This window comes from Enterobacter sp. E20 (assembly GCF_000801755.2).
GTDB lineage: Bacteria > Pseudomonadota > Gammaproteobacteria > Enterobacterales > Enterobacteriaceae > Enterobacter > Enterobacter asburiae_B.
Genome location: NZ_CP012999.1, coordinates 2,526,597 through 2,553,172, shown reverse-complemented (window position 1 = coordinate 2,553,172; position 26,576 = coordinate 2,526,597). Strand labels below are relative to the sequence as shown.

25 protein-coding genes are annotated in these 26,576 nt (G+C 55.6%); 16 read left to right on the top strand and 9 right to left on the bottom strand.

Features of this window, described 5'->3' with window-relative positions; genetic code table 11:
- Positions 1 to 370 precede the first annotated feature (370 nt).
- From NI40_RS12005 to NI40_RS24300, 6 genes are all read left to right on the top strand, one after another.
- The gene (locus NI40_RS12005) at positions 371 to 715 is read left to right on the top strand and encodes a DUF1294 domain-containing protein (RefSeq protein WP_039262888.1); all 345 of its coding nucleotides are present in this window, start codon (positions 371 to 373) and stop codon (positions 713 to 715) included.
- A gap of 116 nt (positions 716 to 831) precedes the next feature.
- On the top strand, positions 832 to 1,308 hold the full coding sequence (locus NI40_RS12000) for a hypothetical protein (RefSeq protein WP_080338161.1): 477 nt from the start codon (positions 832 to 834) through the stop codon (positions 1,306 to 1,308).
- A 258-nt stretch (positions 1,309 to 1,566) separates the two neighbouring features.
- Positions 1,567 to 2,598, top strand: coding sequence for a methyltransferase (locus NI40_RS11995; protein ID WP_045143078.1), 1,032 nt, complete (start codon positions 1,567 to 1,569; stop codon positions 2,596 to 2,598).
- A gap of 65 nt (positions 2,599 to 2,663) precedes the next feature.
- Positions 2,664 to 2,861, top strand: coding sequence for a hypothetical protein (locus tag NI40_RS11990; RefSeq protein WP_023616678.1), 198 nt, complete (start codon positions 2,664 to 2,666; stop codon positions 2,859 to 2,861).
- Positions 2,862 to 2,864: 3 nt separating this feature from the next.
- Positions 2,865 to 3,287, top strand: coding sequence for a GFA family protein (locus NI40_RS11985; protein WP_039262887.1), 423 nt, complete (start codon positions 2,865 to 2,867; stop codon positions 3,285 to 3,287).
- Positions 3,288 to 3,355: 68 nt separating this feature from the next.
- Positions 3,356 to 3,433, top strand: coding sequence for a hypothetical protein (locus NI40_RS24300; protein ID WP_223239581.1), 78 nt, complete (start codon positions 3,356 to 3,358; stop codon positions 3,431 to 3,433).
- A gap of 63 nt (positions 3,434 to 3,496) precedes the next feature.
- Here NI40_RS24300 and NI40_RS24395 read toward each other — a convergent pair whose 3' ends face one another.
- From NI40_RS24395 to nifJ, 3 genes are all read right to left on the bottom strand, one after another.
- Positions 3,497 to 3,622: a hypothetical protein gene (locus NI40_RS24395; protein WP_255519867.1), complete on the bottom strand. Its 126-nt coding sequence runs from the start codon at positions 3,620 to 3,622 to the stop codon at positions 3,497 to 3,499.
- 148 nt (positions 3,623 to 3,770) lie between these two features.
- Entirely contained in the window at positions 3,771 to 4,880 is a 1,110-nt protein-coding gene (ompC, locus tag NI40_RS11980; protein ID WP_039262886.1) for a porin OmpC, read from the bottom strand.
- 389 nt (positions 4,881 to 5,269) lie between these two features.
- Positions 5,270 to 8,794, bottom strand: a complete 3,525-nt coding sequence (gene nifJ / locus NI40_RS11975; protein WP_039262885.1) for a pyruvate:ferredoxin (flavodoxin) oxidoreductase — start codon at positions 8,792 to 8,794, stop codon at positions 5,270 to 5,272.
- A 272-nt stretch (positions 8,795 to 9,066) separates the two neighbouring features.
- Between nifJ and NI40_RS11970 the strand changes: the two genes are divergently transcribed.
- The gene (locus tag NI40_RS11970; protein ID WP_023312003.1) at positions 9,067 to 9,333 is read left to right on the top strand and encodes a putative hemolysin; all 267 of its coding nucleotides are present in this window, start codon (positions 9,067 to 9,069) and stop codon (positions 9,331 to 9,333) included.
- Here NI40_RS11970 and hslJ read toward each other — a convergent pair whose 3' ends face one another.
- The 4 genes from hslJ to NI40_RS11955 all read right to left on the bottom strand — a co-directional run bounded on the left by hslJ (position 9,334) and on the right by NI40_RS11955 (position 12,438).
- Entirely contained in the window at positions 9,334 to 9,771 is a 438-nt protein-coding gene (gene hslJ, locus NI40_RS11965) for a heat shock protein HslJ (RefSeq protein ID WP_039262884.1), read from the bottom strand.
- Positions 9,772 to 9,899: 128 nt separating this feature from the next.
- On the bottom strand, positions 9,900 to 10,028 hold the full coding sequence (locus NI40_RS22825; protein ID WP_008501283.1) for a DUF2474 domain-containing protein: 129 nt from the start codon (positions 10,026 to 10,028) through the stop codon (positions 9,900 to 9,902).
- On the bottom strand, positions 10,028 to 11,038 hold the full coding sequence (gene cydB, locus NI40_RS11960; protein ID WP_039262883.1) for a cytochrome d ubiquinol oxidase subunit II: 1,011 nt from the start codon (positions 11,036 to 11,038) through the stop codon (positions 10,028 to 10,030). Before cydB ends, NI40_RS22825 begins: the two co-directional genes overlap by 1 nt.
- Positions 11,038 to 12,438, bottom strand: coding sequence for a cytochrome ubiquinol oxidase subunit I (locus NI40_RS11955; RefSeq protein WP_039262882.1), 1,401 nt, complete (start codon positions 12,436 to 12,438; stop codon positions 11,038 to 11,040). The genes cydB and NI40_RS11955 overlap by 1 nt, the downstream gene beginning before the upstream one ends.
- Before the next feature lie 389 nt (positions 12,439 to 12,827).
- On the opposite strand from NI40_RS11955, the gene ymcF reads away from it, so the two are divergent.
- The 9 genes from ymcF (at position 12,828) to NI40_RS11915 (ending at position 21,346) form a co-directional block, all read left to right on the top strand.
- Positions 12,828 to 13,016 carry a cold shock small protein YmcF gene (ymcF, locus tag NI40_RS11950; protein WP_023335881.1) on the top strand — a complete coding sequence of 63 codons (189 nt, stop codon included), beginning with the start codon at positions 12,828 to 12,830 and terminating at the stop codon, positions 13,014 to 13,016.
- Positions 13,017 to 13,098: 82 nt separating this feature from the next.
- Entirely contained in the window at positions 13,099 to 14,508 is a 1,410-nt protein-coding gene (locus tag NI40_RS11945; RefSeq protein WP_039262881.1) for an aminotransferase-like domain-containing protein, read from the top strand.
- A gap of 271 nt (positions 14,509 to 14,779) precedes the next feature.
- Positions 14,780 to 15,925, top strand: a complete 1,146-nt coding sequence (gene ydcS / locus NI40_RS11940; RefSeq protein WP_039262880.1) for a putative ABC transporter substrate-binding protein YdcS — start codon at positions 14,780 to 14,782, stop codon at positions 15,923 to 15,925.
- Positions 15,926 to 15,942: 17 nt separating this feature from the next.
- Positions 15,943 to 16,956 carry an ABC transporter ATP-binding protein gene (locus NI40_RS11935; protein ID WP_039262879.1) on the top strand — a complete coding sequence of 338 codons (1,014 nt, stop codon included), beginning with the start codon at positions 15,943 to 15,945 and terminating at the stop codon, positions 16,954 to 16,956.
- A 1-nt stretch (position 16,957) separates the two neighbouring features.
- Positions 16,958 to 17,902 carry an ABC transporter permease gene (locus tag NI40_RS11930; protein WP_023311994.1) on the top strand — a complete coding sequence of 315 codons (945 nt, stop codon included), beginning with the start codon at positions 16,958 to 16,960 and terminating at the stop codon, positions 17,900 to 17,902.
- Positions 17,892 to 18,698 carry an ABC transporter permease gene (locus NI40_RS11925; RefSeq protein ID WP_029741505.1) on the top strand — a complete coding sequence of 269 codons (807 nt, stop codon included), beginning with the start codon at positions 17,892 to 17,894 and terminating at the stop codon, positions 18,696 to 18,698. Before NI40_RS11930 ends, NI40_RS11925 begins: the two co-directional genes overlap by 11 nt.
- 24 nt (positions 18,699 to 18,722) lie before the next feature.
- Positions 18,723 to 20,147 carry an aminobutyraldehyde dehydrogenase gene (gene patD, locus NI40_RS11920; protein ID WP_039262878.1) on the top strand — a complete coding sequence of 475 codons (1,425 nt, stop codon included), beginning with the start codon at positions 18,723 to 18,725 and terminating at the stop codon, positions 20,145 to 20,147.
- Between the two features lie 183 nt (positions 20,148 to 20,330).
- Positions 20,331 to 20,504, top strand: a complete 174-nt coding sequence (locus NI40_RS22820) for a GhoT/OrtT family toxin (protein WP_013096478.1) — start codon at positions 20,331 to 20,333, stop codon at positions 20,502 to 20,504.
- A gap of 86 nt (positions 20,505 to 20,590) precedes the next feature.
- Positions 20,591 to 21,346 carry an alpha/beta fold hydrolase gene (locus NI40_RS11915; RefSeq protein WP_039262877.1) on the top strand — a complete coding sequence of 252 codons (756 nt, stop codon included), beginning with the start codon at positions 20,591 to 20,593 and terminating at the stop codon, positions 21,344 to 21,346.
- A 71-nt stretch (positions 21,347 to 21,417) separates the two neighbouring features.
- On the opposite strand, the gene NI40_RS11910 is transcribed toward NI40_RS11915, so the two are convergent.
- Both NI40_RS11910 and NI40_RS11905 read right to left on the bottom strand, forming a co-directional pair.
- On the bottom strand, positions 21,418 to 23,595 hold the full coding sequence (locus NI40_RS11910) for a virulence factor SrfC family protein (RefSeq protein WP_039262876.1): 2,178 nt from the start codon (positions 23,593 to 23,595) through the stop codon (positions 21,418 to 21,420).
- Positions 23,592 to 26,573 (bottom strand): virulence factor SrfB, encoded by a 2,982-nt coding sequence (locus tag NI40_RS11905; protein ID WP_039262875.1) that lies wholly within the window; start codon positions 26,571 to 26,573, stop codon positions 23,592 to 23,594. Before NI40_RS11905 ends, NI40_RS11910 begins: the two co-directional genes overlap by 4 nt.
- Between the last annotated feature and the right edge of the window lie 3 nt (positions 26,574 to 26,576).

Sequence of the window (26,576 nt, the reverse complement as noted above, 5' to 3'; positions counted from 1 at the left end):
TTCAACATTGTTTTGGGTGTTCTTAAATGAATGGATGGCTTTAAATATTAGCTGGCTAACGTTTAATTTGACTTTAATCAATATTGTCGCACCCTCTTTAGATTGATGGGGGTAATGATTATTGTTTTGTTAAAACAATGCTCTTACGCTGTGTTTTCGACGTAAGTTGTTTCAGGTTAATTTTTTAAGAAAAAAATGCTAGCGGCCATAGCATAATGAAATAATGCTTACTTATTACCGCAGTTTAAATGTTAACCAGTAAAGGCCCGGGGGGCAGTTTGCATTTAGAATAGCCGTCTCACTCTGAGATTTTCGTCAGTTAGCGTATAATGCGTCATCCAACACTGCTAAACACTCCGTGGCTCGTGCTATGACCCTTAATCGCTTTTGTTATTTACTCCTGCTTATCGCTGCGATCGGCAGCCTTCTTGCTACCCATCCTCTGGTCATATGGTTTCTGACGATCAACGTGATGACGTTGGTCATGTATGGCGCCGATAAAATGGCGGCGCGGAAGGGGATGCGCAGGGTTCCGGAAGCGACATTGCTGGTATTTGGCGTGACAGGTGGCTGGCCTGGCGCCATTGTCGGCCAACAACTCTTTCGCCATAAAACCCAAAAGCAGCCCTTCAAAAGCTACTTTTTCATCAGCGTCGTCGTCAGCATCGCCATGATGGCGGCCGTTTATCATTTTTCTTCTTATTCTCTTTTATGAGCGTTGGCAGGGACTGCTGACGGTAAGGCATATCTTTAATTTACTCCTCCGTCACTGCCAATAGTAGTAGGACTATTCTTAAGTGGTTGCTGTTTTTTGCACAATCTGAATAATACGTGCAACAACACGGACGACAACATCCCAAGAAAATAGAATCTCTTATTCTGGCAGTGCTGGTGCTCTTTTCTGCGCCTTCCTGGTCTGCTTTTCAGGAGCGGGAATATAATACCTGGTATATAAAAAATGCGGTTCTTTATGATATGACACAGACCTCGGAAGGTTTCCCGGTCATGGTGAGTGTCTCCCAGCCAGGAAGAAAATCCGCTAATTTACTGGTGTCCTATATTACTGAAGGCCGTTGCGGTGAGAAAAACCTGCCGCTAAATGTGAATGGTAAAGTACTGCCCGCCAAATATTATTGCGTTCAGGTAGGACAAAACAGAATTGAACATTTTTCAGTGGTTGATGCGGACAGCGTCAATAGCATGGTGACGCATTTAAAATCCGATTTCACGATCCTCCTGCAAAACGATATCAAGATTTGGGCTGCAAACATCAAAACGCCAAAGTTTGGACTGACGCCGAGATTTTAAATATGAAATGTCATTTCTCATGGCAGGCATTTTTCTCATCAAAGCAATTGTTTACACAATAATAGTGTCACTATGTTACTAATCAAAATAAAGAGTAAGTGGCCCTGTTTTTTTACATATTTAAAGAGATTGTATGCTAAACGGTACGAAACCGCATAAATAATCCTTTCTGAAATTATGGATAAAGCTCACTACCAGACTTACGCTTGCTAGCGAATTTAAGTTGTTCAGCGCATCTTTACTGGTAAGGAGCAGAAAATGTCACAACGTAATAGTCTGGATTTGCTAAGCCGTAAAGAAGGAATGTGTTTGTTAGAGCAAAGCATGGGTTTTGTCTGGCAGGCAGCACTTCGGGCTGTCGCGGTATTAGGCGTTGCAGATCTTCTGGTTGAAGGAAAGAAATCCGTTAAGCAGCTGGCGAAGGAGCTTAATGTCGATGGCGACTATCTTCATCGAATCATGCGCTTATTGTCTTCGCGTGGGGTGTTCAACGAATTATCCGAAACGGAATACGGTCTTAGCCATTCAGCTCAATTCCTGCGTTCCGATCATGAATTTTCCTTACGGGCGGCAGTTCTTATGTTAACAGACCAAACATTCTGGCAGCCAGCGGCTAGAATGGATGAAATATTGCAAGGCAAACCTGTTTTTAATTCATTGTTTGGCAAGCCTTTTTACGATTACTGGCAGCATGATGACACGGTGACGGGAAGCAACATTTTTCATGCTGGTATGGCCTCTATGTCATCCGTAGAAAATGAAACTATTACTGGTAGCTATTCATTCCCTGAAAACGCTGTCGTTGCCGATATCGCCGGTGGGCTGGGTAATTTATTGCTGGCAATTTTACGTCGAAATCCGACCTTGACAGGGATCTTGTTTGATCAAAAAGACGTGCTTGAGCGGAACAGACTTTCACTATTGAATGATAATCGCCGATGGAAGACCGTAGAGGGCAGCTTTTTTGAAGCCTGTCCTGCAGCGGACATTTTTTTACTTAAATATATTTTGATGGACTGGCCTGATGAGAAGGCGATTCAGATACTTCAGTGCTGCAGAAATGCAATGAAAGATAACTCCCGATTATTAATTTTTGAACCGCTTATTAAAAAAGAAAATAATCAGCAGGGACGATTTGAAATTGACCTTCTTCTGTTAACAAGCTTTGATGGCGGGCGGGCAAGAACAGAGCCTGAGTATCAGGTCTTGTTTGAACAGACCAATTTGAAGCTGAACAAAATAATAGATACCGGTTCCTATCTGTCGATTTTAGAAGTCATACCTGTCTGAACTTGTCCGTCATTCCGTTTTACCGTATTCCTGCTAAGCTTGTTGGTTGGACCAGGAGCGTAAGCATGATGAACAAAGATGAACAAACCGGATTAGTGGGGCTGGCGATTGGGGCCGCCGTTATTGGGCTGGTTTCAGCGCAGAAACCGATCCATCGCAACAGCATTGTCGATGAACTGGTCAGGCTCGGCAGGCAAAAAGGCGATGGCGTAGAAGATGAGGTTTTCGTTAAGGCTGCCGAGCTGGTGAGAAAAGGGGTATAGCCGATGGCTGAAAGACGAAACGCGAAGTGCCATTGCGGCGCGGTGGCGTTCACCGTTGAGCTCACTGATGGTCTGAATACCGCGCGGCGCTGCAGCTGTTCCTTTTGTCGCATGCGGGGCGCGGTCGTCGTCTCTGCGCCGCTGTCAGGCATTAAGGTAACCAAAGGTGAAGATAAGCTCACCGAGTACCGCTTTAACACGGGAACGGCACGGCATTTCTTCTGCTCGGTATGCGGGATCTACACGTTCCATCAGCGGCGTTCTAACCCAAACGAATATGGCGTTAATGTCGCCTGTTTTGAAAACGTATCACCTTTTGATTTTCCAGAGGTGAAGGTGATGGACGGCGTTAACCATCCCATGGATGGGGAAAGTGGGGTATTTGGTTATCTCTCTTTTCGCAGGAAAGGTGAAGAGCGGGCATGATTGCCGCCTGGCCACTCTTTTACTCCTCCGGCTATAGTAGGCAGTGGGTAACTGAAACAGGAGAAACTATGCTCTGTGTTGAAAAAGACGATCCGCGTGAGGCCCCTGAATCAGGTGATAAAAAGCCTCAACCTGTGAAAAAATAACGCGACTTACGCGTTTACCCGCCACCGGCACCGCTGGTGGCTTTTTATTTCCAGGGACAATAGTTAACTGCCATCCAGATGGTTTAATAGCGCGCCGAGATGCCCGACGATATCACCAAAATCAAAAATTAACGCCATCCACAGCAATGCTAAAAGGGTAAGTAAGGCAAGGGATACACGACCAAACAACGCTGTTATCCTTAGTGACGAAAGGGCTATCACTGCAGTTTAACCAGCTTACTTTCAACTTTCCCTCAACCAACCCCTTTCTTAAACTGTCTTATGTGACGAACTTCAAAAAACAGGCGAGCCCGCATGATTATGCGGGCTCTGACAATCAGAACTGGTAAACCAGACCTAACGCTACAACATCATCGGTGCTGATGCCGTTGTCTTTGTAGAAGCTGTCATCTTCATCCAGCAGGTTGATTTTGTAATCAACGTAGGTGGACATGTTTTTGTTGAAGTAATAGGTGACCCCTACGTCAGCGTATTTAACCAGATCCTGGTCGCCCTGGCCGTTGCCCAGATCCTTACCTTTCGACTGCAGGTAGGAAAGGGACGGACGCAGGCCGAAGTCGAACTGGTACTGCGCGGTCACTTCGAAGTTCTGGGTTTTGTTCGCCACGGCGTCGGTATTATCACCATATGGGGTCATATTGCGGGTTTCAGAATACATTGCCGCCAGATAGATGTTATTGGCATCATATTTCAGGCCCGCCGTCCAGGCATCCGCTTTGTCTCCACCCGCAGTGGTATTCATGACCTGCTCGTTGGTGCGGTCAGAAGAGGTATACGCGGCCCCTGCAGTAATCCCCATGCCAAAGTCATAGGTTGTGGAGATACCAAAGCCATCACCGTTCTCGTGACGCGTGTCGCGACCGTTATTGGTACCTTCCTGGTTGTTGCTGGCGTCTTCATTTTTGCCCTGATACTGCAGCGCAAAGTTCAGGCCCTGCACCAGACCGTAGAAGTCGGTGTTACGGTAGGTTGCCACGCCGTTTGCGCGGCCGGTCATGAAGTTGTCGGCTTTGGTGTAGGAGTCGCCACCGAACTCAGGCAGCATATCGGTCCAGCCTTCCACGTCGTACAGGACACCGTAGTTACGACCGTAATCGAATGAGCCGTAGTCACCCACTTTTACACCGGCGAAGGCCAGACGCGTCCAGGACTGATTATCAGACCCTTCCGTGTTATTGGCCTGAATGTTGTATTCCCACTGTGCATAGCCGGTCATCGTGTTATTGATCTGCGTTTCACCCTTGAAGCCCAGACGCATATAGGTTTGATCGCCGTCAGCACCTTTGTTATCGGAAAAGTAGTGCAGACCATCTACTTTTCCGTACAGATCTAATTTGTTACCGTCTTTATTATAAATTTCTGCTGCTTGAGCAGAACCAGCTATTAACAGAACCGGAATCATCAGAGCCAGTACTTTTCTTTGCATTGTGATATTCCTTTGCAGTTGTTTTTATTTAATTACCTGTTGAACTTTCAGAATGAGAAAGTTGTCTCATGCTAAATCACTCCCGTGTAAGAGTAATAAAATATAATTGTTACGAACTAAGTAAAATCTAAACCGAATAAATCGGCGGAAATGATCATTGGTTTGATGAATGATTTAAAAGTAACTATATTAAATTGAAATTATTAATCAGGCGTTAATTAAGGTAATCTGCCCGGCGTTATATGCCTGTAAGATGATTCATCCATAATTAACGTGAATGCTATTAAGGAAACTAAATAGATATTCAATGATTATCTGGATTCGCCCGGTGTGAATACGCCGGGCTTTTTTTATGGCAAAAAAATGCCCGGGCAAGCCGGGCAGGGGAACTAGTCGCTGGTCGGTTTTTCGGCTTTACCCGCCATCTGCGCCAGGAAGTCATAGCGTTTTTGCAGGTCGGCAGCGGCATCTTTCCAGAGCTGCTCGGCCACTTCCGGCTGCTGGGCGTTAAGGCGACGGAAGCGCTGTTCCTGCATTAACGTCTCGGCCAGGGCATCTGACGGCGGACGCGAATCCAGCGCCAGCGGTAATTTACCCTCGTCTGCACGACGCGGGTCGAACCGGTACAGCGGCCAGAAGCCGGTCGCGGTCAGCTGGCGCATCTGGTCATGGCTGAGGGCCAGATCGTAGCCATGCTCTTCGCAAGGGCTGTAGGCAACGATCAGCGACGGGCCAGGATACGCTTCCGCTTCCTGAATCGCTTTCACCGTCTGGTTAAGCTGGGCACCCAGGGAGATTTGCGCGACGTAAACGTGACCGTACATCATCATGCTCACGCCGAGATCTTTGCGCGCCTTGCGTTTACCGTGTTCGCCGAATTTCGTTACCGCGCCTAACGGCGTCGCTTTCGACGCCTGGCCGCCGGTATTGGAATAACACTGCGTATCCAGAACCAGGATGTTGACGTTTTCGGTCAGGCTCAGCACGTGATCCAGCCCGCCAAAGCCAATATCGTAAGCCCAGCCGTCACCGCCAATCAGCCAGATTGATTTTTCGACCAGGGCGTCAGCGTCGGTCAGCAGCTGTTCAGCCCCCGCAACGCCCTGCAGCGCGCGGCGCAGCTCAGCAACCTGCTCACGACGTTCTTCTGGCGTCGCGTCCGCATGAAGCGCGTCATTGAGCTCAGCGGGGATCTGCCCGGCAAACTGCTCCAGCAGGCGCATCACGCGCGCGCGGTGCTGGTCGACGGTCAGGCGGAAGCCCAGGCCGAATTCGGCGTTGTCCTCGAATAGCGAGTTTGCCCACGCCGGACCGCGCCCATTCGCGTCGGTGGTATACGGCGTAGAAGGCAAATTGCCCCCGTAGATGGATGAACAGCCGGTAGCGTTGGCAATCAGCATCCGATCACCGTACAGCTGGGTAAGCAGCTTGATATACGGCGTTTCACCACAGCCGGAGCAGGCGCCAGAGTACTCAAACAGCGGCGTAATCAGCTGTGAGGTACGAATATCAATACGTTCCAGTTTGCTGCGATCGATTTCCGGCAGATTCAGGAAGAAGTCATAGTTGACCTTCTCCTCTTCAACGTGCTCCAGACGCGACATCATATTGATGGCTTTGATCTCCGGATCCTGCCTGTCTTTCGCCGGACAGACCTCGACGCACAGGTTACAGCCGGTGCAATCTTCCGGCGCGACCTGCAGAACGTATTTCTGTCCGCGCATATCGCGAGATTTCACATCCAGCGAATGCAGGCTGGCAGGCGCGGCTTCCATCTCTTCCGGTGAAACCACTTTGGCACGAATGGCAGAGTGCGGGCAGGCCGCAACGCAGTGGTTGCACTGGGTACACAGCTCTTCTTTCCAGATGGGGATCGCTTCGGCAATGTTACGTTTTTCCCAGCGCGTGGTGCCCATCGGCCAGGTGCCATCCGGCGGTAGCGCGGAGACGGGCAGGGCATCGCCCAGGCCGGCCAGCATCGCCGCCGTCACGGTCTTAACGAAATCGGGCGCCGCATCGGACACCACCGGAGGGCGGTTCGGGCTTGCGGCATTCACCGGCTGAAGCGGTACCTCAAACAGCGATTCGCGTGCCAGCGCCAGCGCCTGCCAGTTTCGCTCGACCAGCTCCTGGCCCTTGCTGCTGTAGCTTTTAGCAATCGCACCCTGCAGCTCCACCAGCGCGCTGTCGCCCGGCAGAATATTGGTCAGATGGAAGAAGGCCATCTGCATAACGGTATTAATACGCGCAGCCAGGCCACATTCGCGGGCAATTTTTGCAGCGTTGACCACGTAGAAACGGGCTTTTTTCTGGTTCAGCACCGCCTGAACTTCCTGCGGCAGCCGCGCCCAGACTTCGTCCGCGCTGTACGGCGTATTGAGGAGGAAAATGCCGCCGGGCTTCAGGCGCTCGGCCATCGGGTATTTATCGATAAACTGCAGCTGGTGGCAGCCAACAAAATCGGCCTGAGAGATAAGATACGCGGAGCGGATGGGCTGCTCGCTCACGCGCAGGTGGGAAACGGTCAGGCCGCCTGCTTTTTTGGAGTCGTAGACGAAGTACCCCTGGGCGTACCACGGCGTGGAGTTGCCGATGATTTTGATGTTGTTTTTGGTCGCGGAGACGCTGCCGTCGCTGCCCAGACCGTAGAACAGCGCCTCAAGTTTGGCGGTCGAGGGCAGGGTGTTTTCCGGCAACGACAGGGAAAGATTCGTCACATCATCATAAATGCCGACGGTAAAGCGCGGTTTGGGTTTCGCTTCGCCTAACTCGTTGAATACCGCCAGCACGCAGTCCGGCCCAAACTCTTTGGAGGACAAGCCATAGCGACCCCCAATCACGCGCGGCAGCGTTTCACGTTCGCCCTGATTAAAGGCTTCTGCCAGGGCGGTCATTACGTCCAGATAGAGGGGTTCCGCCTGCGCGCCCGGCTCTTTGGTACGGTCGAGCACCGCCACAGCGCGGGCGCTTTCAGGCAGAGCCGAAAGCAGATGTTTGGCCGAGAACGGACGGTAGAGACGCACCTTAAGCACGCCAACTTTTTCACCACGCGTCAGCAGCTCGTCTACTACCTCTTCACAGGTCCCAATGGCTGACCCCATCAGCACAATTACCCGTTCCGCCTGCGGATGGCCGTAGTACTCAAACGGTTTGTACTGCCGGCCGGTTGCGGCGGCAAAGTCATCCATTGCCTGTTCAACATGGTCGTAAACCGCGTTGTACCAGGGATTAGTGGCCTCGCGGGACTGGAAATAGGTATCCGGGTTCGCCGATGTCCCGCGAATAACCGGGTGTTCAGGATTAAGTGCCCGGGCGCGATGCGCGTCGATTTCCGCCTGCGGCAGCAGATTCAGGATTGTCTCGTCAGCCAGCGGGACGATTTTGTTGATTTCGTGAGAGGTGCGGAAACCATCAAAGAAGTGAATAAACGGCACGCGGCTTTTAAGCGTGGCGATATGCGAAATTAAGGCAAAGTCCTGCGCTTCCTGAACTCTGCTGGCACATAGCATCGCACAGCCGGTCTGGCGCACGGCCATCACGTCGGAGTGGTCACCAAAGATAGAGAGCGCGTGGGTAGCAACGGTGCGCGCGGCAACGTGCAGAACGAAGGGCGTCAGCTGACCGGCGAGTTTGTAAAGCGTAGGGATCATTAACAGCAATCCCTGTGAGGAGGTAAACGACGTGGAAAGCGCGCCGGTCTGAAGCGCACCGTGTACCGTGGCAATCGCACCGGCTTCAGACTGCATTTCAACCACTCTCGGGACATCGCCCCAGACGTTTTTTAACCCGTTACCCGCCCAGGCATCCGCCTGCTCGGCCATGGTAGAACTTGGCGTAATCGGGTAGATGGCGATAACTTCACTGGTGCGAAACGCCACTGAGGCAACTGCACCATTACCGTCAATAGTTTGCATAGGACAACACCCTTACATTGCGCAAAAAAATAGGGGTCTGTATTACGGCAACAAACCCTGAATATTATCTGTGTATTCTAGCAAACGAGGGATTTTACGATTTTCGCTTTTGTGTCCTTGATATTCCTGCCATCAATGAGTAGATCAAACTTTTGGCGAAAAAATTGCGAGGAATTGTTTCCGGAGCGCATAAATACGCACTTCCACTCTCGACGACAAGGGATGTGATGCCTATTATGCATAGGTTTCGCATTATTCATGGGGGAGAAAGCATGCGCTCAGCATTTTGGGTAGGGTGTGCCGCGTTATTGTTGTCGGCATGTAGCAGTGAACCAGTCCAGCAGGCAACGGCAGCCCACGTGGCGCCGGGAATGAAAGCGGCAATGTCCAGTTCAGGTCAGGCCAACTGCGCGATGATTGGCGGTTCGCTGTCTGTCGCCCGCCAGCTTGATGGTTCTGCTATTGGGATGTGCGCCTTGCCAAACGGCAAACGCTGTAGCGAACAGTCGCTTGCCGTTGGAAGCTGCGGTAACTACTGATTATTCTACACGCTTAAACATCAGCGTTTTATCGGCTGTTGCCAGCGTTAACTGGTCCTCAGTCAGGTCGACCTGCGCCCCTTTGCGCAGCATGTCGCCGATGGTCTGATCCAGCTCATTCAGGTGCGGCTCAGTACAGAGCTTGCGCGTCATGGCCAGCGTTTTAACCTTCAGCTCGCCTTCGGACAATTTCCCCTGTCCGTTGAAGCGGTTACACATCTGACCAGAAACGCTGATGTTATTCACCAGGCTGATATCTGGCAGCGCGCTAAAACCGATCTCAGGTTGCGTTGTCGCGGTCTTCACGGCCTTACCGTTGACGTTTTCCAGCACAAAGCGATGGTTTTTAAGTTGCTCCGGCTGTACGGAGGCTTTGCCCGGATTAACGCAGCCGGAAAGGACAAGACTAATAACGCTTAACGCAATGAGCTTTTTCATTTTTCTTCTCAAACTATAAATACCGTGAATCTTTTTCCAGTGTAACGATACTCTGCCGTGCGTTAATGGGGTTTATCTGAAAGTGCGGGGGGAAGTACCGGGCAACGCAGCGGTTGCCCGGAATGACGTTAATGCGATTTAAACCCTGCCGCCGTCATCAGCATACGGAAGAGCATACTGACAGCAGCCAGCGCCAGTACGCTGCCGCCCCAGATAATGGCCAGCCACAGTAATCTTTTCCAGACCGGTTGTTGCATCAGTGATAACCCTCCCCATGCTGAACTTTGCCGCGAAACACGTAGTAGCTCCAGAAGGTGTAGACCAGAATAACGGGAATGATCAACAGCGCGCCCACCAGCATAAAGCCCTGGCTTTGCGTCGGGGCGGCGGCCTGCCACAGGGTGATCGACGGTGGAATAATATGCGGCCAGATGCTGATCCCAAGCCCGCTAAAGCCGAGGAATATCAGCCCCAGCGTCAGAATAAACGGACGGCTATGGCTGGCGGGATTATTCAGGCAGCGCCACTGGTACAGGCTAAAAATCACCACCAGAGCAGGGACCGGCAGCAGATAAAACAGATTCGGTAGCGTGAACCAGCGCGCAGCGATGGCCGGTTGCGCCAGCGGCGTCCAGAGGCTGATCGCCGCAATAAACGCCAGAAGGACGATTAACAGCGTTTTCGACACCTCACGCATACGCTGCTGCAGCGCGTTTTCGCTTTTCATCACCAGCCAGGTAGAGCCTAACAGCGCATAGGCCACCACCAGCCCCGCGCCGCAAAACAGGTTAAACGCGGTAAACCAGTCAAAGGAGCCGCCGGTATAGGCCCGGCCGGTGACGGTAAAGCCGTTAATGACGGCGCCTACCGTCACGCCCTGGGTGAACGTTGCCAGAATTGAACCGCCAATAAACGCCTTATCCCAGAAGGGGCGGTGGGCCGGCGTGGCTTTAAAGCGAAACTCAAATGCCACCCCGCGGAAAATAAGTCCGATCAGCATTAACGTCAGCGGAATGGTCAGGGCATCAACGATCACCGCATAGGCCAGCGGGAATGCGCCGAACAGGGCGGCACCGCCAAGCACCAGCCAGGTTTCGTTTCCGTCCCAGACCGGCGCGACGCTGTTGACCATCACGTCGCGATCGTCGGCGTTCTGCGTGGCCGGGAACAGAATGCCAATCCCCAGATCAAAACCGTCCATCACGATATACATCAGCGTGGCGAAGACGATGATCACAAACCAGATAATGGAAAGATCGATACCCATTATGGCTGCTCCTTATGTTCAGTTGTGACGGCAGAAAGCGGTCGCGCCGGACGTCCGTCGGACTCGGTGGCGAAAGTTTCATGCGGCTGCGGGCCTTTTCGGATGAGGCGTACCATATAGCTGTACCCCACGCCGAATACCGAGGTATAGACGACGAAGAAGGCCAGCAGGCTTACGCTCATATGCAGGTCACCGTGGGCAGAAACCGCATCCTTCGTTCGCTGGAGTCCGTAGACCACCCACGGCTGGCGGCCCACTTCGGTGGTGATCCACCCGGCCAGGATGGCAATCAGCCCGGTTGGCCCCATCAGCAGCGCAAACCACAGGAAGGGGCGCGACGAATACACGCGTTTTTTGTAGCGCAGCCAGAGAGCCATCACCCCGAGCAGCAGCATCAGCATGCCCAGGCCCGCCATAATGCGGAATGACCAGAACACGATGGTGGAATTCGGACGGTCTTCCTTCGGGAACTCTTTGAGAGCCGGAACCTGTTTATCCAGGCTGTGCGTCAGGATAAGACTCCCCAGCGCCGGGATCTCCAGCCCAAAGCGGGTGCGCTCCTGCTCCATATCCGGCCAGCCAAACAGCAGCAGCGGGGTAGGCTCACCCGGCGGATTTTCCCAGTGGCCTTCAATGGCGGCAATCTTGGCGGGCTGGTGCTTCAAGGTGTTCAGACCGTGCATATCGCCAACCATGGCCTGGATGGGGGCGACAATCAGCGTCATCCACAGCGCCATCGAAAACATCGCCCGGATTGCAGGGGTATTATTCCCGCGCAGCAGATGCCATGCCGCGGATGCGCCCACAAACAGGGCGCTGCTCAGGAATGCGGCTATCGACATATGCAGCAGGCGGTAAGGGAAGGAGGGGTTAAACACCACGGCGAACCAGTCCACCGGCACGACCTGACCGTTGACGATCTCATAGCCCTGCGGGGTCTGCATCCAGCTGTTCGATGAGAGGATCCAGAAGGTGGAGATAATGGTGCCCAGCGCCACCATACAGGTGGCGAAGAAGTGCAGACCCGGCCCGACCTTGTTCCAGCCAAACAGCATCACGCCGAGGAACCCGGCTTCGAGGAAGAAGGCGGTCAGCACTTCATAGGTCAGCAGCGGGCCGGTAATGCTGCCCGCAAACTGTGAAAATCCACTCCAGTTAGTGCCGAACTGGTAGGCCATCACCAGCCCGGAGACCACGCCCATGCCAAAGTTGACGGCAAAAATCTTCGACCAGAAATGGTACAGCGAGCGCCAGACCGGATTTTTGGTTTTCAGCCACAGCCCTTCGAGTACGGCAAGATAGCTTGCCAGACCAATGGTGATCGCCGGGAAAATAATGTGAAAGGATACGGTAAAGGCAAACTGTATCCGTGCAAGGTGAAAAGCATCTAAACCAAACATGCACAGCCTCAATGTCAAACGGTGTGCTGTTATGGTATAGGGGCAACGTTCGGACTATCAGACGCAGAAAAGTGATTTTTAACCATAACAGTTGGCTTAAAGCTCATGCTTTAGGCATCTGATATACCTCGCCTGAGGAATAAAAACCGTCTTTTTATGAATTTTACGCATAAAACTGCTTGCCTTGTCGTCTGCGCCGTGCGTTAATGGTCCTCTGGTTTTGAGTCCAAATAAATATCTGACGTAGTTTTATAAAGCAGTTCTCATCACGTTGTGCCTCTCCGCAGCCTCTCTTGGGTCTTTATCTACTTTCCGATTCGTTTTGTTTAAAACCATTATTGCCCAATCGGCCCATTAGTAATTTACGTTTTACGTGTCAGGAGAATCCTATGACTTCTTATATTCATTTCCGCTGCCCATGCTGTCATGGCTCGCAGTACCGTACCTCAGTCTTTGATATGTCTGAGAAAAACCCACTCGGCGCGAAATGCATCTTTTGCAAATCGTCGATGATCACGCTCGATCACCTGGCCGCCGCGCGTCAGGCGCAAAGCCACGTTACCGAGTACCGTAAGTAATTCGTTTCACGAACCATAACAGTTAGCTAAATCTTCTCTTTTTCTCCTGCTGATATACACTGTCGGTCACAAGGAGAATTTGATGAAAAAATACCAGCGTCTGGCGCAACAAATTATCTCGCAGATTGAGCTTGGCGTATGGCTGCCGGGCGATAAGCTGCCTTCGCTGCGAGAGCAGGTGGCGAGCAGCGGCATGAGTTTTATGACCGTTGGCCACGCGTATCAGATGCTGGAAAGTCAGGGGCGCATTGTCGCCAGACCGCAGTCGGGCTATTACGTTGCCTCGCGCCCGACCGCACATCAGCCTGCTCCACCTGCCCAGGTGATGCGTGATGAAGTGGTGGATATCAACACCTACATCTTCGACGTCTTACAGGCCAGCCGCGACCCGTCCGTTGTTCCTTTTGCCTCCGCGTTTCCCGACCCACGACTTTTTCCGCTGCAGCAGCTCAACCGCTCGCTGGCGAACGTCAGCAAAACCGCGACGGCGATGAGCGTGATTGAGAACCTGCCGCCGGGTAACGTCGATCTCCGCCACGCCATTGCCCGTCGCTACGCGCAGCAGGGAATGAACATCTCCCCGGAAGAGATTGTGATCACCGCAGGCGCGCTTGAAGCGCTCAATCTCAGCCTGCAGGCTGTAACCGAGCCGGGCGACTGGGTGATAGTCGAAAACCCGTGTTTCTACGGCGCGCTGCAGGCGCTGGAACGCCTGAAGCTCAAAGCGTTGTCGATTGCGACGGATGTCCGCGAGGGGATTGATCTGAATGCCCTTGAACAGGCGCTGAAGGAGTACCCGGTTAAAGCCTGCTGGATCATGACCAACAGTCAGAACCCGCTTGGCTTCACGCTGAGCGCGGAGAAAAAAGCGCAGCTTGTCGCGCTGTTAACGCAGCACAACGTCACCCTGATTGAAGACGATGTCTACAGCGAACTCTATTTTGGCCGCGAAAAGCCGCTCCCGGCGAAAGCATGGGATCGCCAGGACATGACGCTGCACTGCTCGTCTTTTTCAAAATGTCTGGTGGCCGGTTTTCGCATCGGCTGGGTTGCGGCAGGAAAACACGCGAGACGCATTCAGCAGCTGCAGCTGATGAGCACGCTCTCAACCAGCTCACCCGTGCAGCTGGCGCTGGTGGATTACCTGGCGACGAAACGCTACGACGCCCATCTGCGCCGCCTGCGGCGTACCCTCGCCGAGCGAAAACAGCAGGCCTGGCAGTCTCTTTTGCGCCATATGCCTGCCGGCGTCAAAATTCACCATAACGACAGCGGCTACTTTTTATGGCTGGAGCTTCCGGCGCAGCTGGATGCGGGTCTGCTCAGCGAAAAAGCCTTAACGCACCACATCAGCATTGCGCCCGGAAAGATGTTTTCCACCTCCGACGCGTGGACACCGTTCTTCCGGTTTAATACCTCCTGGGCCTGGGGAGAGCGAGAAGAGCAGGCGGTCATTCAGTTAGGAAAATTAATTAGCACGATGCTGGAATAAACTTTTCTCCGTTATTTAAATAATCAATTCTTATCCTGATGACGGCGCTGCGAATATTTCGCGGTGCCCTGTCATAGGAAATCTGCATACCGTCTCTCGCGGCTAACTCCTTGTCTATAATCCAGTTAACGGGGAATGCGCCCTCGGTCACACCTTGATGAAATTTCCTGAAGCCGTACGGTGCGGCGCATTTGCGCGGTCTACGTTTAATAAGGGAGATATTTTTACGGCACGGCTGCCGCTAAATTTCATTGCGACAGGAGTAACTCTTATGAGCAAACATTTTGCCCGCAGCAGCCTGTGCGCGCTCGGCATGACTATCATGACAGCGCAAGCCGCAGAACCACCAAAGGCCATCGGCGACGGGGAAGGTCGGCTGGATATTATCGCCTGGCCGGGATACATCGAACGCGGACAGACGGATAAAAATTATGACTGGGTCACCCAGTTTGAAAAAGAGACCGGGTGTGCGGTCAACGTCAAGACGGCGGCCACGTCGGATGAAATGGTCAGCCTGATGGCGAAAGGGGGATATGACCTGGTCACCGCCTCGGGTGACGCCTCCCTGCGCCTGATCATGGGTAAACGCGTTCAGCCCATTAACCCGGACCTCATCCCCAACTGGAAAACGCTCGACGCGCGGATTGTAAAAGGGGAATGGTTTAACGTCGGCGGGAAAGTTTACGGCACGCCGTATCAGTGGGGGCCAAACCTGCTGATGTACAACACCAAAACCTTCCCGACGCCGCCGGACAGCTGGAGCGTGGTCTTTACCAAACAGGATCTGCCGGACGGTAAAACCAATCAGGGACGCGTGCAGGCGTACGACGGGCCGATTTATATCGCCGATGCCGCGCTATTCGTCAAAGCCACGCAGCCGCAGCTGGGTATCCAGGACCCGTATCAGCTCACCGAAAAACAGTATGCCGCCGTGCTCAAGGTGCTTCGCGACCAGCACGCGCTGATCCACCGCTACTGGCATGACACCACCGTCCAGATGAGCGACTTCAAAAATGAAGGCGTCGTGGCCTCCAGCGCCTGGCCATATCAGGCGAATGCGCTGAAGGCTGAGAACCAGCCCGTTGCTACCGTCTTCCCGAAAGAGGGGGTGACCGGCTGGGCGGACACCACCATGCTGCACGCCCAGGCAAAACACCCGATGTGCGCCTACAAGTGGATGAACTGGTCGCTGACGCCGAAAGTGCAGGGCGATCTGGCGGCCTGGTTTGGCTCCCTGCCCGTGGTTGCAGAAGGGTGTAAGGCCAGCACGCTGCTGGGTGAGAAAGGCTGCGAAACAAACGGTTATAACGAGTTCGACAAAATCATGTTCTGGAAAACCCCCATCGCAGAAGGCGGCAAATTTGTCCCTTACAGCCGCTGGACGCAGGATTACATCGCCATCATGGGCGGTCGTTAATTGCCCGGGAGCAGAACATGACGTACGCGGTAGAGTTTAACAATATTTCCCGTCTGTACGGCGACGTACGGGCGGTGGATGGGGTCACCATTGCTATTCGTGATGGAGAATTTTTCTCCATGCTGGGGCCTTCGGGCTCCGGCAAAACCACCTGCCTGCGTCTGATAGCGGGTTTTGAACAGCTGTCAGGCGGCACGATTTCTATCTTCGGCAAAGAGGCGAGCGAACTGCCTCCCTGGGAGCGGGATGTGAACACCGTCTTTCAGGACTACGCGCTGTTCCCGCATATGTCGATTCTCGACAATGTTGCCTACGGGCTGATGGTCAAAGGCATCGACAAGAAAAAACGCCATGCGCAGGCCCGTGATGCCCTGGAAAAAGTGGGCCTGAGCTTTGCCGTTGCCCGCAAACCCTCGCAACTTTCCGGCGGCCAGCGACAGCGTGTCGCCATCGCCCGGGCGCTGGTTAATGAGCCGCGCGTCCTGCTGCTGGATGAGCCCTTAGGTGCGCTCGATCTCAAACTGCGTGAACAGATGCAGTTCGAGCTGAAGAAGCTTCAGCAGGAACTCGGCATCACCTTTATTTTTGTCACCCACGATCAGGGCGAGGCCCTTTCCATGTCAGACCGGGTGGCGGTGTTCAATAACGGGCGCATCGAGCAGGTGGATACCCCGCGCGATCTCTACATGCGTCCGCGCACGCCGTTTGTCGCCGGTTTTGTCGGCACGTCCAACGTCTTTGATGCGGGCCTTGCGCAGAAAATTTGCGGCATGGAAGGCAGCTATTCCCTGCGTCCGGAACATATACGCCTAAATGAGGGCGGAGAGATTCAGGTTGAGGGCATCGTGCAGGCCGTTCAGTATCAGGGAGCGGCCACGCGTCTGGAGCTGAAGCTCGCAGATGGCGCCAGGCTGCTGGTGAGCCAGGCCAATCTCAGTGAAACCTCACCGCTGAGCGGCATTGCGCCGGGGCAGGCGGTGATGGCGTCGTGGTCACGCGAGGCGATGATTCGCCTGCACGAGGAGAGGTGAAATGTCTATGAGCGTTGCGCATCCTCCCGCCTCGCATGGGCGCTTAAGCCGCATGACGGCGCTGTTCTGGCGTAAACCGTCGCTCGGCCTGTTCCTGCTTCTGCTCGCGCCGCTCATGTGGTTTGGCATCGTCTATTTAGGATCGCTTCTGACCCTGCTGTGGCAAGGTTTTTACACCTTTGACGATTTCACCATGGCCGTCACGCCGGATCTGACCCTGGCGAACATTCAGGCGCTTTTCAACCCGGCAAACTACGACATCATACTGCGCACGTTAACCATGGCGATTGCGGTGACGATAGCCAGCGCCATCCTGGCATTCCCGATGGCCTGGTACATGGCGCGATACACCCGCGGCAAGTGGAAAGCATTTTTCTATATTGCTGTGATGCTGCCAATGTGGGCGAGCTACATCGTCAAAGCCTACGCCTGGACGCTGCTGCTGGCGAAGGACGGGGTGGCGCAGTGGTTTCTCAACCATATGGGGCTGGAGCCGATCCTGACCTCACTCCTTACGCTCCCGGCGATTGGCGGCAACACCTTGTCCACCTCCGGGCTGGGACGGTTTCTGGTCTTCGTCTATATCTGGCTGCCGTTTATGATCCTGCCCGTCCAGGCGGCGCTGGAACGCCTGCCTGCCTCGCTACTGCAGGCCTCAGCCGACCTCGGCGCGCGTCCTCGCCAGACCTTTCGCTACGTCGTTCTGCCGCTGGCGATCCCGGGAATTGCGGCAGGCTCAATATTCACCTTTTCCCTGACGCTGGGGGATTTCATCGTTCCACAGCTGGTGGGGCCGCCGGGTTACTTCATCGGTAACATGGTCTACTCACAGCAGGGTGCCATTGGCAATATGCCCATGGCCGCCGCGTTCACGCTGGTGCCCATCGTGCTGATTTCACTCTATCTGGCGTTCGTGAAACGTCTGGGAGCATTCGATGCACTCTGAACGCGCACCGCTGTTCCTGAAAGTGGCAGCCTGGGGAGGCGTCATCTTCCTGCACTTCCCGCTGCTGATTATCGCGACCTATGCCTTTAATACCGAAGACGCGGCCTTCAGCTTTCCGCCGCAGGGGCTGACGCTGAAGTGGTTCAGCGTGGCGGCGGGGCGCGGCGATATTATTGAATCCGTGACGTTGTCACTTCAGATTGCCGCGCTCTCCACCGCAATTGCCCTTGTGCTTGGCACGCTTGCTGCAGCGGCGCTGTGGCGAAGCGAGTTTTTTGGCAAGAATGCGATCTCGCTGTTGCTGCTGTTGCCGATTGCGTTACCGGGGATCATCACCGGTCTGGCGCTGCTGACGGCATTCAAAACGATTGACCTTGAGCCGGGTTTTTTCACCATCGTGGTGGGACACGCCACCTTTTGCGTGGTGGTGGTGTTTAACAACGTGATTGCCCGGTTCAGACGCACCTCCTGGAGCCTGGTGGAAGCGTCGATGGATCTCGGGGCCGACGGATGGCAAACCTTCCGCTATGTGGTGCTGCCCAATCTGGGTTCCGCGCTGCTGGCCGGGGGAATGCTGGCGTTTGCCCTGTCGTTTGACGAGATAATCGTCACAACGTTTACGGCGGGACACGAGCGCACGTTACCGCTGTGGTTGCTCAATCAGCTCGGTCGTCCGCGCGACGTGCCGGTCACCAACGTTGTAGCACTGCTGGTGATGCTGGTGACAACTATCCCCATTCTGGGAGCCTGGTGGCTAACCCGCGACGGCGAGAACATTGCCGGCAGCGGGAAATAACAGTGAATTCAACAGGAAAATGCTATGCAAACACAACTGCTGATAGAGGGAAAACTGGTAACCGGAGAGGGAGAAAAACAGCCGGTCTATAACCCGGCCACTGGAGAACTCCTGCTGGAGATTGCCGAGGCGTCAGCGGCTCAGGTCGACGCGGCGGTTCAGGCGGCCGACCGTGCTTTTGGTGAGTGGGGGCAAACCACGCCGAAAACCCGTGCCGAGTGCCTGCTGAAGCTGGCGGATGCGATTGAAGCGCATGGGGAGGACTTTGCCCGGCTCGAATCCCTCAACTGCGGCAAGCCGCTGCACTGTGCTCTGGGTGATGAAATTCCGGCGGTGGTCGACGTTTTCCGTTTCTTCGCCGGGGCCGCCCGCTGTCTGAACGGGCTGGCCGCCGGGGAGTACCTTGACGGCCACACGTCGATGATCCGTCGCGATCCGGTGGGCGTGGTTGCCTCTATTGCCCCCTGGAACTATCCGCTGATGATGGCGGCCTGGAAGCTGGCACCCGCGCTGGCGGCTGGGAACTGCGTGGTGATTAAGCCCTCGGAGATCACGCCCCTGACCGCGCTGAAGCTGGGAGAGCTGGCAAAAGATATCTTCCCGGCAGGCGTTCTGAACGTGCTGTTTGGCCGGGGTAAAACGGTCGGCGATCCGCTTACCGGACATGAAAAAGTTCGTATGGTCTCGCTGACCGGTTCGATTGCTACCGGGGAACATATCCTCGGCCATACCGCGTCCTCCATTAAACGCACCCACATGGAGCTGGGCGGTAAAGCGCCGGTTATCGTCTTTGATGATGCCGACCTGGATGCGGTTGTCGAAGGGGTGCGGACGTTTGGTTTCTACAATGCCGGACAGGACTGTACGGCGGCCTGCCGTATTTATGCCCAGAAGGGCATCTATGCCGCGCTGGTGGAAAAGCTGGGCGCAGCGGTAGCCAGCCTTAAAATGGGTGCGCCGGAGGATGCCTCGACCGAACTGGGGCCGCTCAGCTCGGCCGCCCATCTTTCACGCGTCTGTCAGGCCGTCGATGAGGCGAAAGCACTCGGTCATATCCGCGTTGTCACCGGCGGGAGCAAAAAAGAGGGGGCAGGCTACTACTTCCAGCCAACCCTGCTGGCGGGGGCAAAACAGGACGACGCCATCGTTCAGCGGGAGGTGTTTGGCCCAGTGGTGAGCGTCACCGAATTTGACGACGAGGCGCAGGTGCTGGCCTGGGCGAACGATTCGCAGTATGGCCTGGCGTCATCGGTCTGGACCAAAGACGTGGGCCGCGCCCATCGCCTGAGCGCGCGGCTGCAGTACGGCTGCACCTGGGTGAATACCCATTTTATGCTGGTGAGCGAAATGCCGCACGGCGGCATGAAATTATCCGGCTACGGCAAAGATATGTCGGTCTACGGGCTTGAGGATTATACGGTCGTGCGGCATGTCATGATCAAACACTAAGTCCGTCGCGCCTGGTCGCATGCGCGGCCAGGCGTTTCCCGCGCCCGCCGGGAGTGTTACGCAAGATACTCAATTGTTATTATCCGTAATTTTTAAGTGGTTATTCTGTAACGAAAAAACTTGATCTGTATCAACATATGACGCATATTGCGTGCGGTTATTTTTTCGGCTCTGGTATACAGAATGACGTTGTATCAAAAGATGTTGGTTTTTTACGCAATCATGGCTTCCATCTGCGCATTAATTACCTGGTTCCTCTCTAAAGACCGCAAACGTATCCGCCTGCTCAGCGCTTTTCTGGTGGGGTCAACCTGGCCAATGAGCTTTCCCGTTGCGCTGCTGGTCTCGCTTTTCTGAAGCACGCTTCCATTTTTAAAAGATGAATATGGCATTCCCGATACGCTAACTGTATAAATACACAGTGCATCGTAAAAGGAGTGCTTATGAACAGTTTTTACTCGCAGCAGGCCGGTTGTACCGTGCGCTGGCATGACCTGCCCGGCACCGGCGATCCCGTGGTGTTCATTCACGGGCTGGGCTGCGCCTCTTCCTATGAATATCCCCGTGTCGTTCATGACCCGCTGTTTGGCTCGCGCAGAGCGATCCTCATCGACTTGCCCGGCAGCGGCTACAGCGACAAGCCTGAGCACTACAGCTATAAAACCACCGACCAGTCCCACGTTGTGGCGGAGCTGATTGACCACCTTAAGCTGGATGCCTTCTGGTTATACGGCCACAGCATGGGCGGCAGCATTGCTATCGAAACGGCGGGGCTGCTGGCGTCGCGCGTGAAGGGGCTGATGGTGTCAGAGCCCAATTTTCATTCGGGTGGGGGGATGTTCAGCCGGTCTATTGCAGCGCAAACCGAGCAGCAGTTTCTGACGCAGGGCTATGACGCCATGCTCAGCGCGGAAAAAACGGCGTGGGCAGGGTGTCTGCAGAGCAATGCGCCATATGCCGTCTGGCGGGGCGCATCGAGCCTGGTGGCGGGCGTTGAGCCCGAATGGGAAGCGCAGTTCCTGTCACTTCCTTGCCCGGTAACGTTGATTTTCGGCGAGCTGTCTCTGCCGGATGACGATGTGGACAATCTGAAGCAAAAGGGCGTTGAGGTAAAAATCATCCCTGCGGCGGGGCATTCGATGTCGTGGGAAAATCCGTCTGCCCTGGCACAGACGTTAGCCGGGTGTATGACGATTTGATTATTGTGCAATTTATCATCGTTGCGAAATGTAGGCCGGGTAAGCGCAGCGCCACCCGGCAACAAAGGCGGCTACTTTATCAAAGCCCGTAGTGCCTGACGAGCGTCAGGCTGAACATCATGCTGATGCTGGTAATCAATGTTCTCTATCGCGCGGCTATAGAGGGCGACCAGCCAGTCGTAAACGTATGCGGTAGCCGCATGCACAGGCTGTTCCCCCAGGCGCGTCAATCGAGGCTCCGCGCTGCTGACCACCGGCGTGACGAAGATTGCCTGCCCCCTGCGGATGCGGCTTGCCGGACGTGTAGACACGGGCGTCTGGTCATAACCCAGCCAGCCAATGAAATTGCCCATCACGGCATGCAGCTGTGCCGCGCTGCTTTTATCCGCTTCAACAATGCGCTGAAGCTGTTGAGGCAGATTAAGCCGGTAGCTGGTGACCACCAGCACATCCGCGATTTGCTGTAATACCGCAGGCTCCAGCCCGAGGCGCGCGGCCGTGGCCTCATTGCGGCTCCACTGACGCAGATGATTTATCCAGACTCTGTGCGCCAGGCGCGCTTTGTCTTTTGTCTGGAACAGGCCGGTGCTTTCCTGCGCGTTCTCGGCAAACAGGTCAATAGTGTCCGTAAACAGCCCGTTCACCTGCTCCTCGCGCGGCTGCTGAACGGCGAGCAGCGTTTCAAAGGCTTTCAGCGGCGGCAGCAGGCCTTCAAGCAGTTCGCCGTGGCGGGCGGCGCTGCTTTGCAGCGTGCGCACCATGCTTTCGGCCTGAGCGCGTCTTTTCCCCGGCTCTTCAACCAGCGGCGCCAGATAGCTTTGCATCAGCGATGAGAGCTCCTGTCGCAGCAAGCCTTTCAGCGTGCCGAGACGCTTCTGTCGCTGGGCGGGCAGCGTGGCCTGAGACAGCCATTCGATGACGCGCTGCATGCTGTGGCTGTCCAGCGCCTGCAGCGTGCCCCAGCGTAAACCCGGCTTTCCGAGCAGATGCTGTACGGCTTCATCGAGATTCTGTCGGGTGGTAAAGCGGGCGTCGTGTGGCGTAATCGCCCATACCAGCCCCGGCAGGGCAGATTCTTCAGCAGGCTGCGTCTCCTTGACCCAGTTCATCAGCACTTTTGCTTTTTTGGCCGTCTGTTCGTGCTGCGCCGTCGCATTACAAATCACCAGCACATCCGGCTGAAGCTGTTGACGGTAATGCTCGAGCAGCCACTGGGACTTCGCCTGGCGTAGCGGGTCGGCACGGTTATCTTCAAAAACAGGAATATCAATAATATCGACGTTATCCAGCGCGCCGTTCTCAACCGGCAGCACCAGCTCGCGGGTCAGGAAGGCCAGCACGTCGACGGGGATGCTGATGGCGTTAAGCATTTCACCGCTATTCAGCGGATGAAGCAGCGTCTCCTGCGCGTCCTGAAGATCTAACGTGCCGTCGTGCGTCAGGAACCCTTCACCCGGCAGGCCAAAGCTGTCCACCAGCAGGCTAAGCGGGGCAGCAAGCTCGCCGGCATGGCTGGTCTGGTGCAGCACATGCGCCAGTTTTAACCACTGCTGGGTCAACTCCTGCTGCTCGCCCCACAGCAGCGACCAGACGCTGGCCCGCGTGCTGAGATCGAGAGAAGGCACCAGCCGGGCGAACTCATGCCACAGGGCATCATCAATTTGTTGTTTAGCGGCGGGTACGGTGCTTTGCCAGAAGCGGGCTATCGCACCCACTTCCTGAGCCGTGATGCCGGGCACGCCCTGCGGCTGGCGCAGCCCGCGCCATTTCTCCAGACGTGTCTCAATGACCGCCTTGTCTACCGCGCGCATCTGCGGATGCAGCGTCGTGCGGGCAATAAAGAGCTGTACCAGCTCGGCCTCGGTGACCAGGCTTAGACGCAGCGGGAACGCCTCATCCGCCACCTCCGGGCTTTCCCGGGTGAAGCGGACGGCCATGTTGGTCAGGGCATGTCCCGGATTGATATGCGAAAAATAGTCAAAGGTGCGCTGGCCCGGCGTCACGTTCAGGCGTCCATTACCGCTGCCGCACAGGGATAACAGCAGATGGGCTTTCGCGCTCTGCGAATGACCGTAAAGCCCAATGCTGCTCTGGCGCGTCATGGCGCGTTCAATGGCCTGCTCCCGCGCCTGCGCCGCGTTGATGCGAGCAAGCAGGGCGTCAGCATCGTTATCCAGCACAGGGGCGTTCAGGCGCGTCTCATTAATCCACCCGATTAAGGCTTGAGTGGTGGTCGTCGTCGCTGTCATTTCAGGTATACGCTCCCGCTGTCGATCCAGTAGTGGCTACCGCTGTGTCGGCGATCGGCCAAAGTATTCAGTTTGAAGGTTAATGCGTCAGGGGCAACCGGCGTGCCGTCCTGCAGCCAGGCATCGCTCAGCTCGAAGGCCTCAGGACCTTCCTGCTTGCTGCCGCCGCAGAGCTTCAGCCGCACGTTCAGCACGCCGTCACCGGCAATGGCTTTCGCCAGTTCAGCCGAGTTGATGCTGAGCGTGTAGAGCGGCGTGGCGGGCCAGCGCGCGTTCGCCAGCTGGCGGAAGCCGAGGGTAACGTTACCGCGCAGCGGGAAGTGCAGACGCGCGTCGAGCTTCGCGCCGGGTTTATCAAGATCGATATCCTGATACCAGACGTTTTCCTCGCGCAGGGTATTAACGGTGTTATCCAGCACGCCGAGATACCGCACGGTTGAATACGCGCCAATGTCCGCGGCTTTAAAGTTGAAGCGCGGCAGACGCAGGTCGAGCGCCAGGCTGCAGAGCATGGCCCCCACCGCGGCCGTTGATTTCGGGTTGCCAATGCGCCCCTGCTGGCTGAACGGATACCACTCGTGCACCTGGTATTTATCCAGCCAGACGATACGGTTGACCGGCACCGGCTGCAGATGACGAATCAGCGCCTGAACGCCAGGCAGGCAGCCGGGGCGTCCGGTGATCAGCAGAATATCGCAGCTGTAATGGGATATCGCCTCGCACACCGCGTGGAGCGGCGAGGCCAGCGTAAACTGCCCGGCCAGCATCGCATCCTGCATTTCGCGGAAGTTCACGTGCAGCGGCACGGCGAACAGGTCAAACGCGTCTGAACCCGCAGGCAGGGCATGATCGATCGCCTGCTGCAGATAATTCATGACGTTGCGGGTCGGTTTCTGCGGCAGGAGATCGCCAAAGGTGGCATGCAGACCGGCCAGCGGATCGTCAACGTCGCTCGATTCCCACGCGGCAAGAATAGCGTGGCCAATCGGCATAAAAAGCTGAAGCGCCGTTTGCTGGCGGAGTACGGCCTGGGTGTCTATGCGCCCGGAGTCACCGAACAGCGACGCCATCAGCAGCGAAGCGTCCGAGATACCGGATTTCTGCAGCTGCGTTTGCAGGGCAGGCAACACGTAGCGCTGAATCACGTCCAGAAGCGTATCGTCGCCCGCGACCTTAAAGCCTTCACGGAACAGCAGCTGCGGGGTGATTTTGACGTTATTGCCGGAACCGTCATCCAGCTGATAATGGGTAATCGCCATATCCGTTGTGCCGCCGCCGATGTCGATGGACGCGACGCGCAGCGCGCGGCCCGGCTGGCTACCCGGCTCAGGCTCACGGTCCGGGCGGGCCAGGGAGGCGAAGAAGGCTTCGGTCTGACCGCCAAAGCGGGAGATCGCTTCGTTATACAGCCAGACCAGCTGACCGCAGCTTGCTTCATCCCACTCCATCTGGATTTCAGGAACCGGCACCACGCTTTTATCCTGCTGTTTGCGGGTGACAAAATCCTCATCCTGCGGGTGCCAGCCCATCGCTTTCCAGACGATGGCGATGGCTTCAAACATACGGCGACGGAAAATCTCGCGCTCCTGCTTTGGCATGGCCGAGGGCAGGGTCAGGATCAGGGTGCGCAGCTGGCGCGGCGATGCCGGGAAGCCCAGACGCAGGCGCGTGGCGACGCTGTTGATCTGCCCCAGCGCCTGCGCCAGCAGCTCGCACAGCATGTGCGTCATCAGCGTGCTGCGGCTGTACTGCGGCGAGAAGACCGGCAGCCGCTCGTCCTGCGGCAGCGTGAAGAGCGGTTCGCCGTCATCGTTCATCAGGTTCATCAGCGGAAACGCGGTGGCAAGCGGCTCACGCTGGGTTTTGCTGTTCATCTGGCTAAAGCGCCAGTCCTGCACGACCGGCGTTTCATCCCACAGGTAGCGACGCGGGCTGGAGATGCCGCTGTTGCCTTCGGTCCCAAGACGCTGCATCGCCAGCTTGCGGGCTTCATCGCCCACGCGAACAATCGACGGCCAGACAAAGGCATCTTCGCGACCGCTCTCAACCGAGAAGTGCTGCTTGCCAAAACGCGCTTCCGAAAACTCAAGACGGCTGGTGAACAGCGGCGCATTCAGGAACTGCGGCTCGCTTAATGAGCGTACCTGCAGCTCGGCGGTCTGGCGCAGTCCATCGTTCGCATCGCCGTGGTCTTCAATAATGACGCCGCAGGTGTGGGTATTGCCCACGTCGAGGATCAGGTCGACCGGGATGGCAGGCGTGCTGAGCGTATGGGTAACAAATTTCACTTCCGGCACGGTGAGCTGTTCACCGAGCATGGTCAGCAGGTTAAGCCAGTGGGCCTGATATTCAAACCCGCGCATCGCCTGCTGGAGATCGCGTTCTGAGCGGTTTTCAACGCCGTCGGCATACTGGGTAAAGGCCTCGCGCAGCCAGCCGTCAATCCAGGTCTGGTCGAGGAAACTTTCAACTTCGTTGTCTCGCCAGGCCAGCGCGAATCGGGTCCCGTTCAGAATATCGTTTTCAACCGGGGACAGGGCGGACGTGGCGTGTTCTGCAATCTGGCTGTCAAGGGCGAGCGTGACGCGGTGCGTATTGCCTGCCGTATCGGGTGTATCCAGCCTGCGCACCTGAACGCGGGCCCAGTTATCCGGCCCCTCAACAAAGGTTCGCGGCGGGTTGAAGCGCAGGAACGGAACCGGAAGCCAGACGCCGTCCAGCACCGCCAGGGACTGATGCAGCGGGATGGTGGTTTCCGGCTTAACCACTTCAGGCTGCCCGCCGTTCGTTCCCGGCACGGTATAGCGCCCGTTAACCAGGTCGAAATCGAGCCGCAGAAGCGGGCCGTTCGCGGTTTTACGTACGAAGCGCCCGTTGCTGGCGGTGTCCTGCGGCGTCAGACCGAAATCAAGGAACTGCACGCCGCTGTTGGCAATAAGCGTGACGCTTTGTTTATAGTCGCAAAGATTAACCAGCATAGG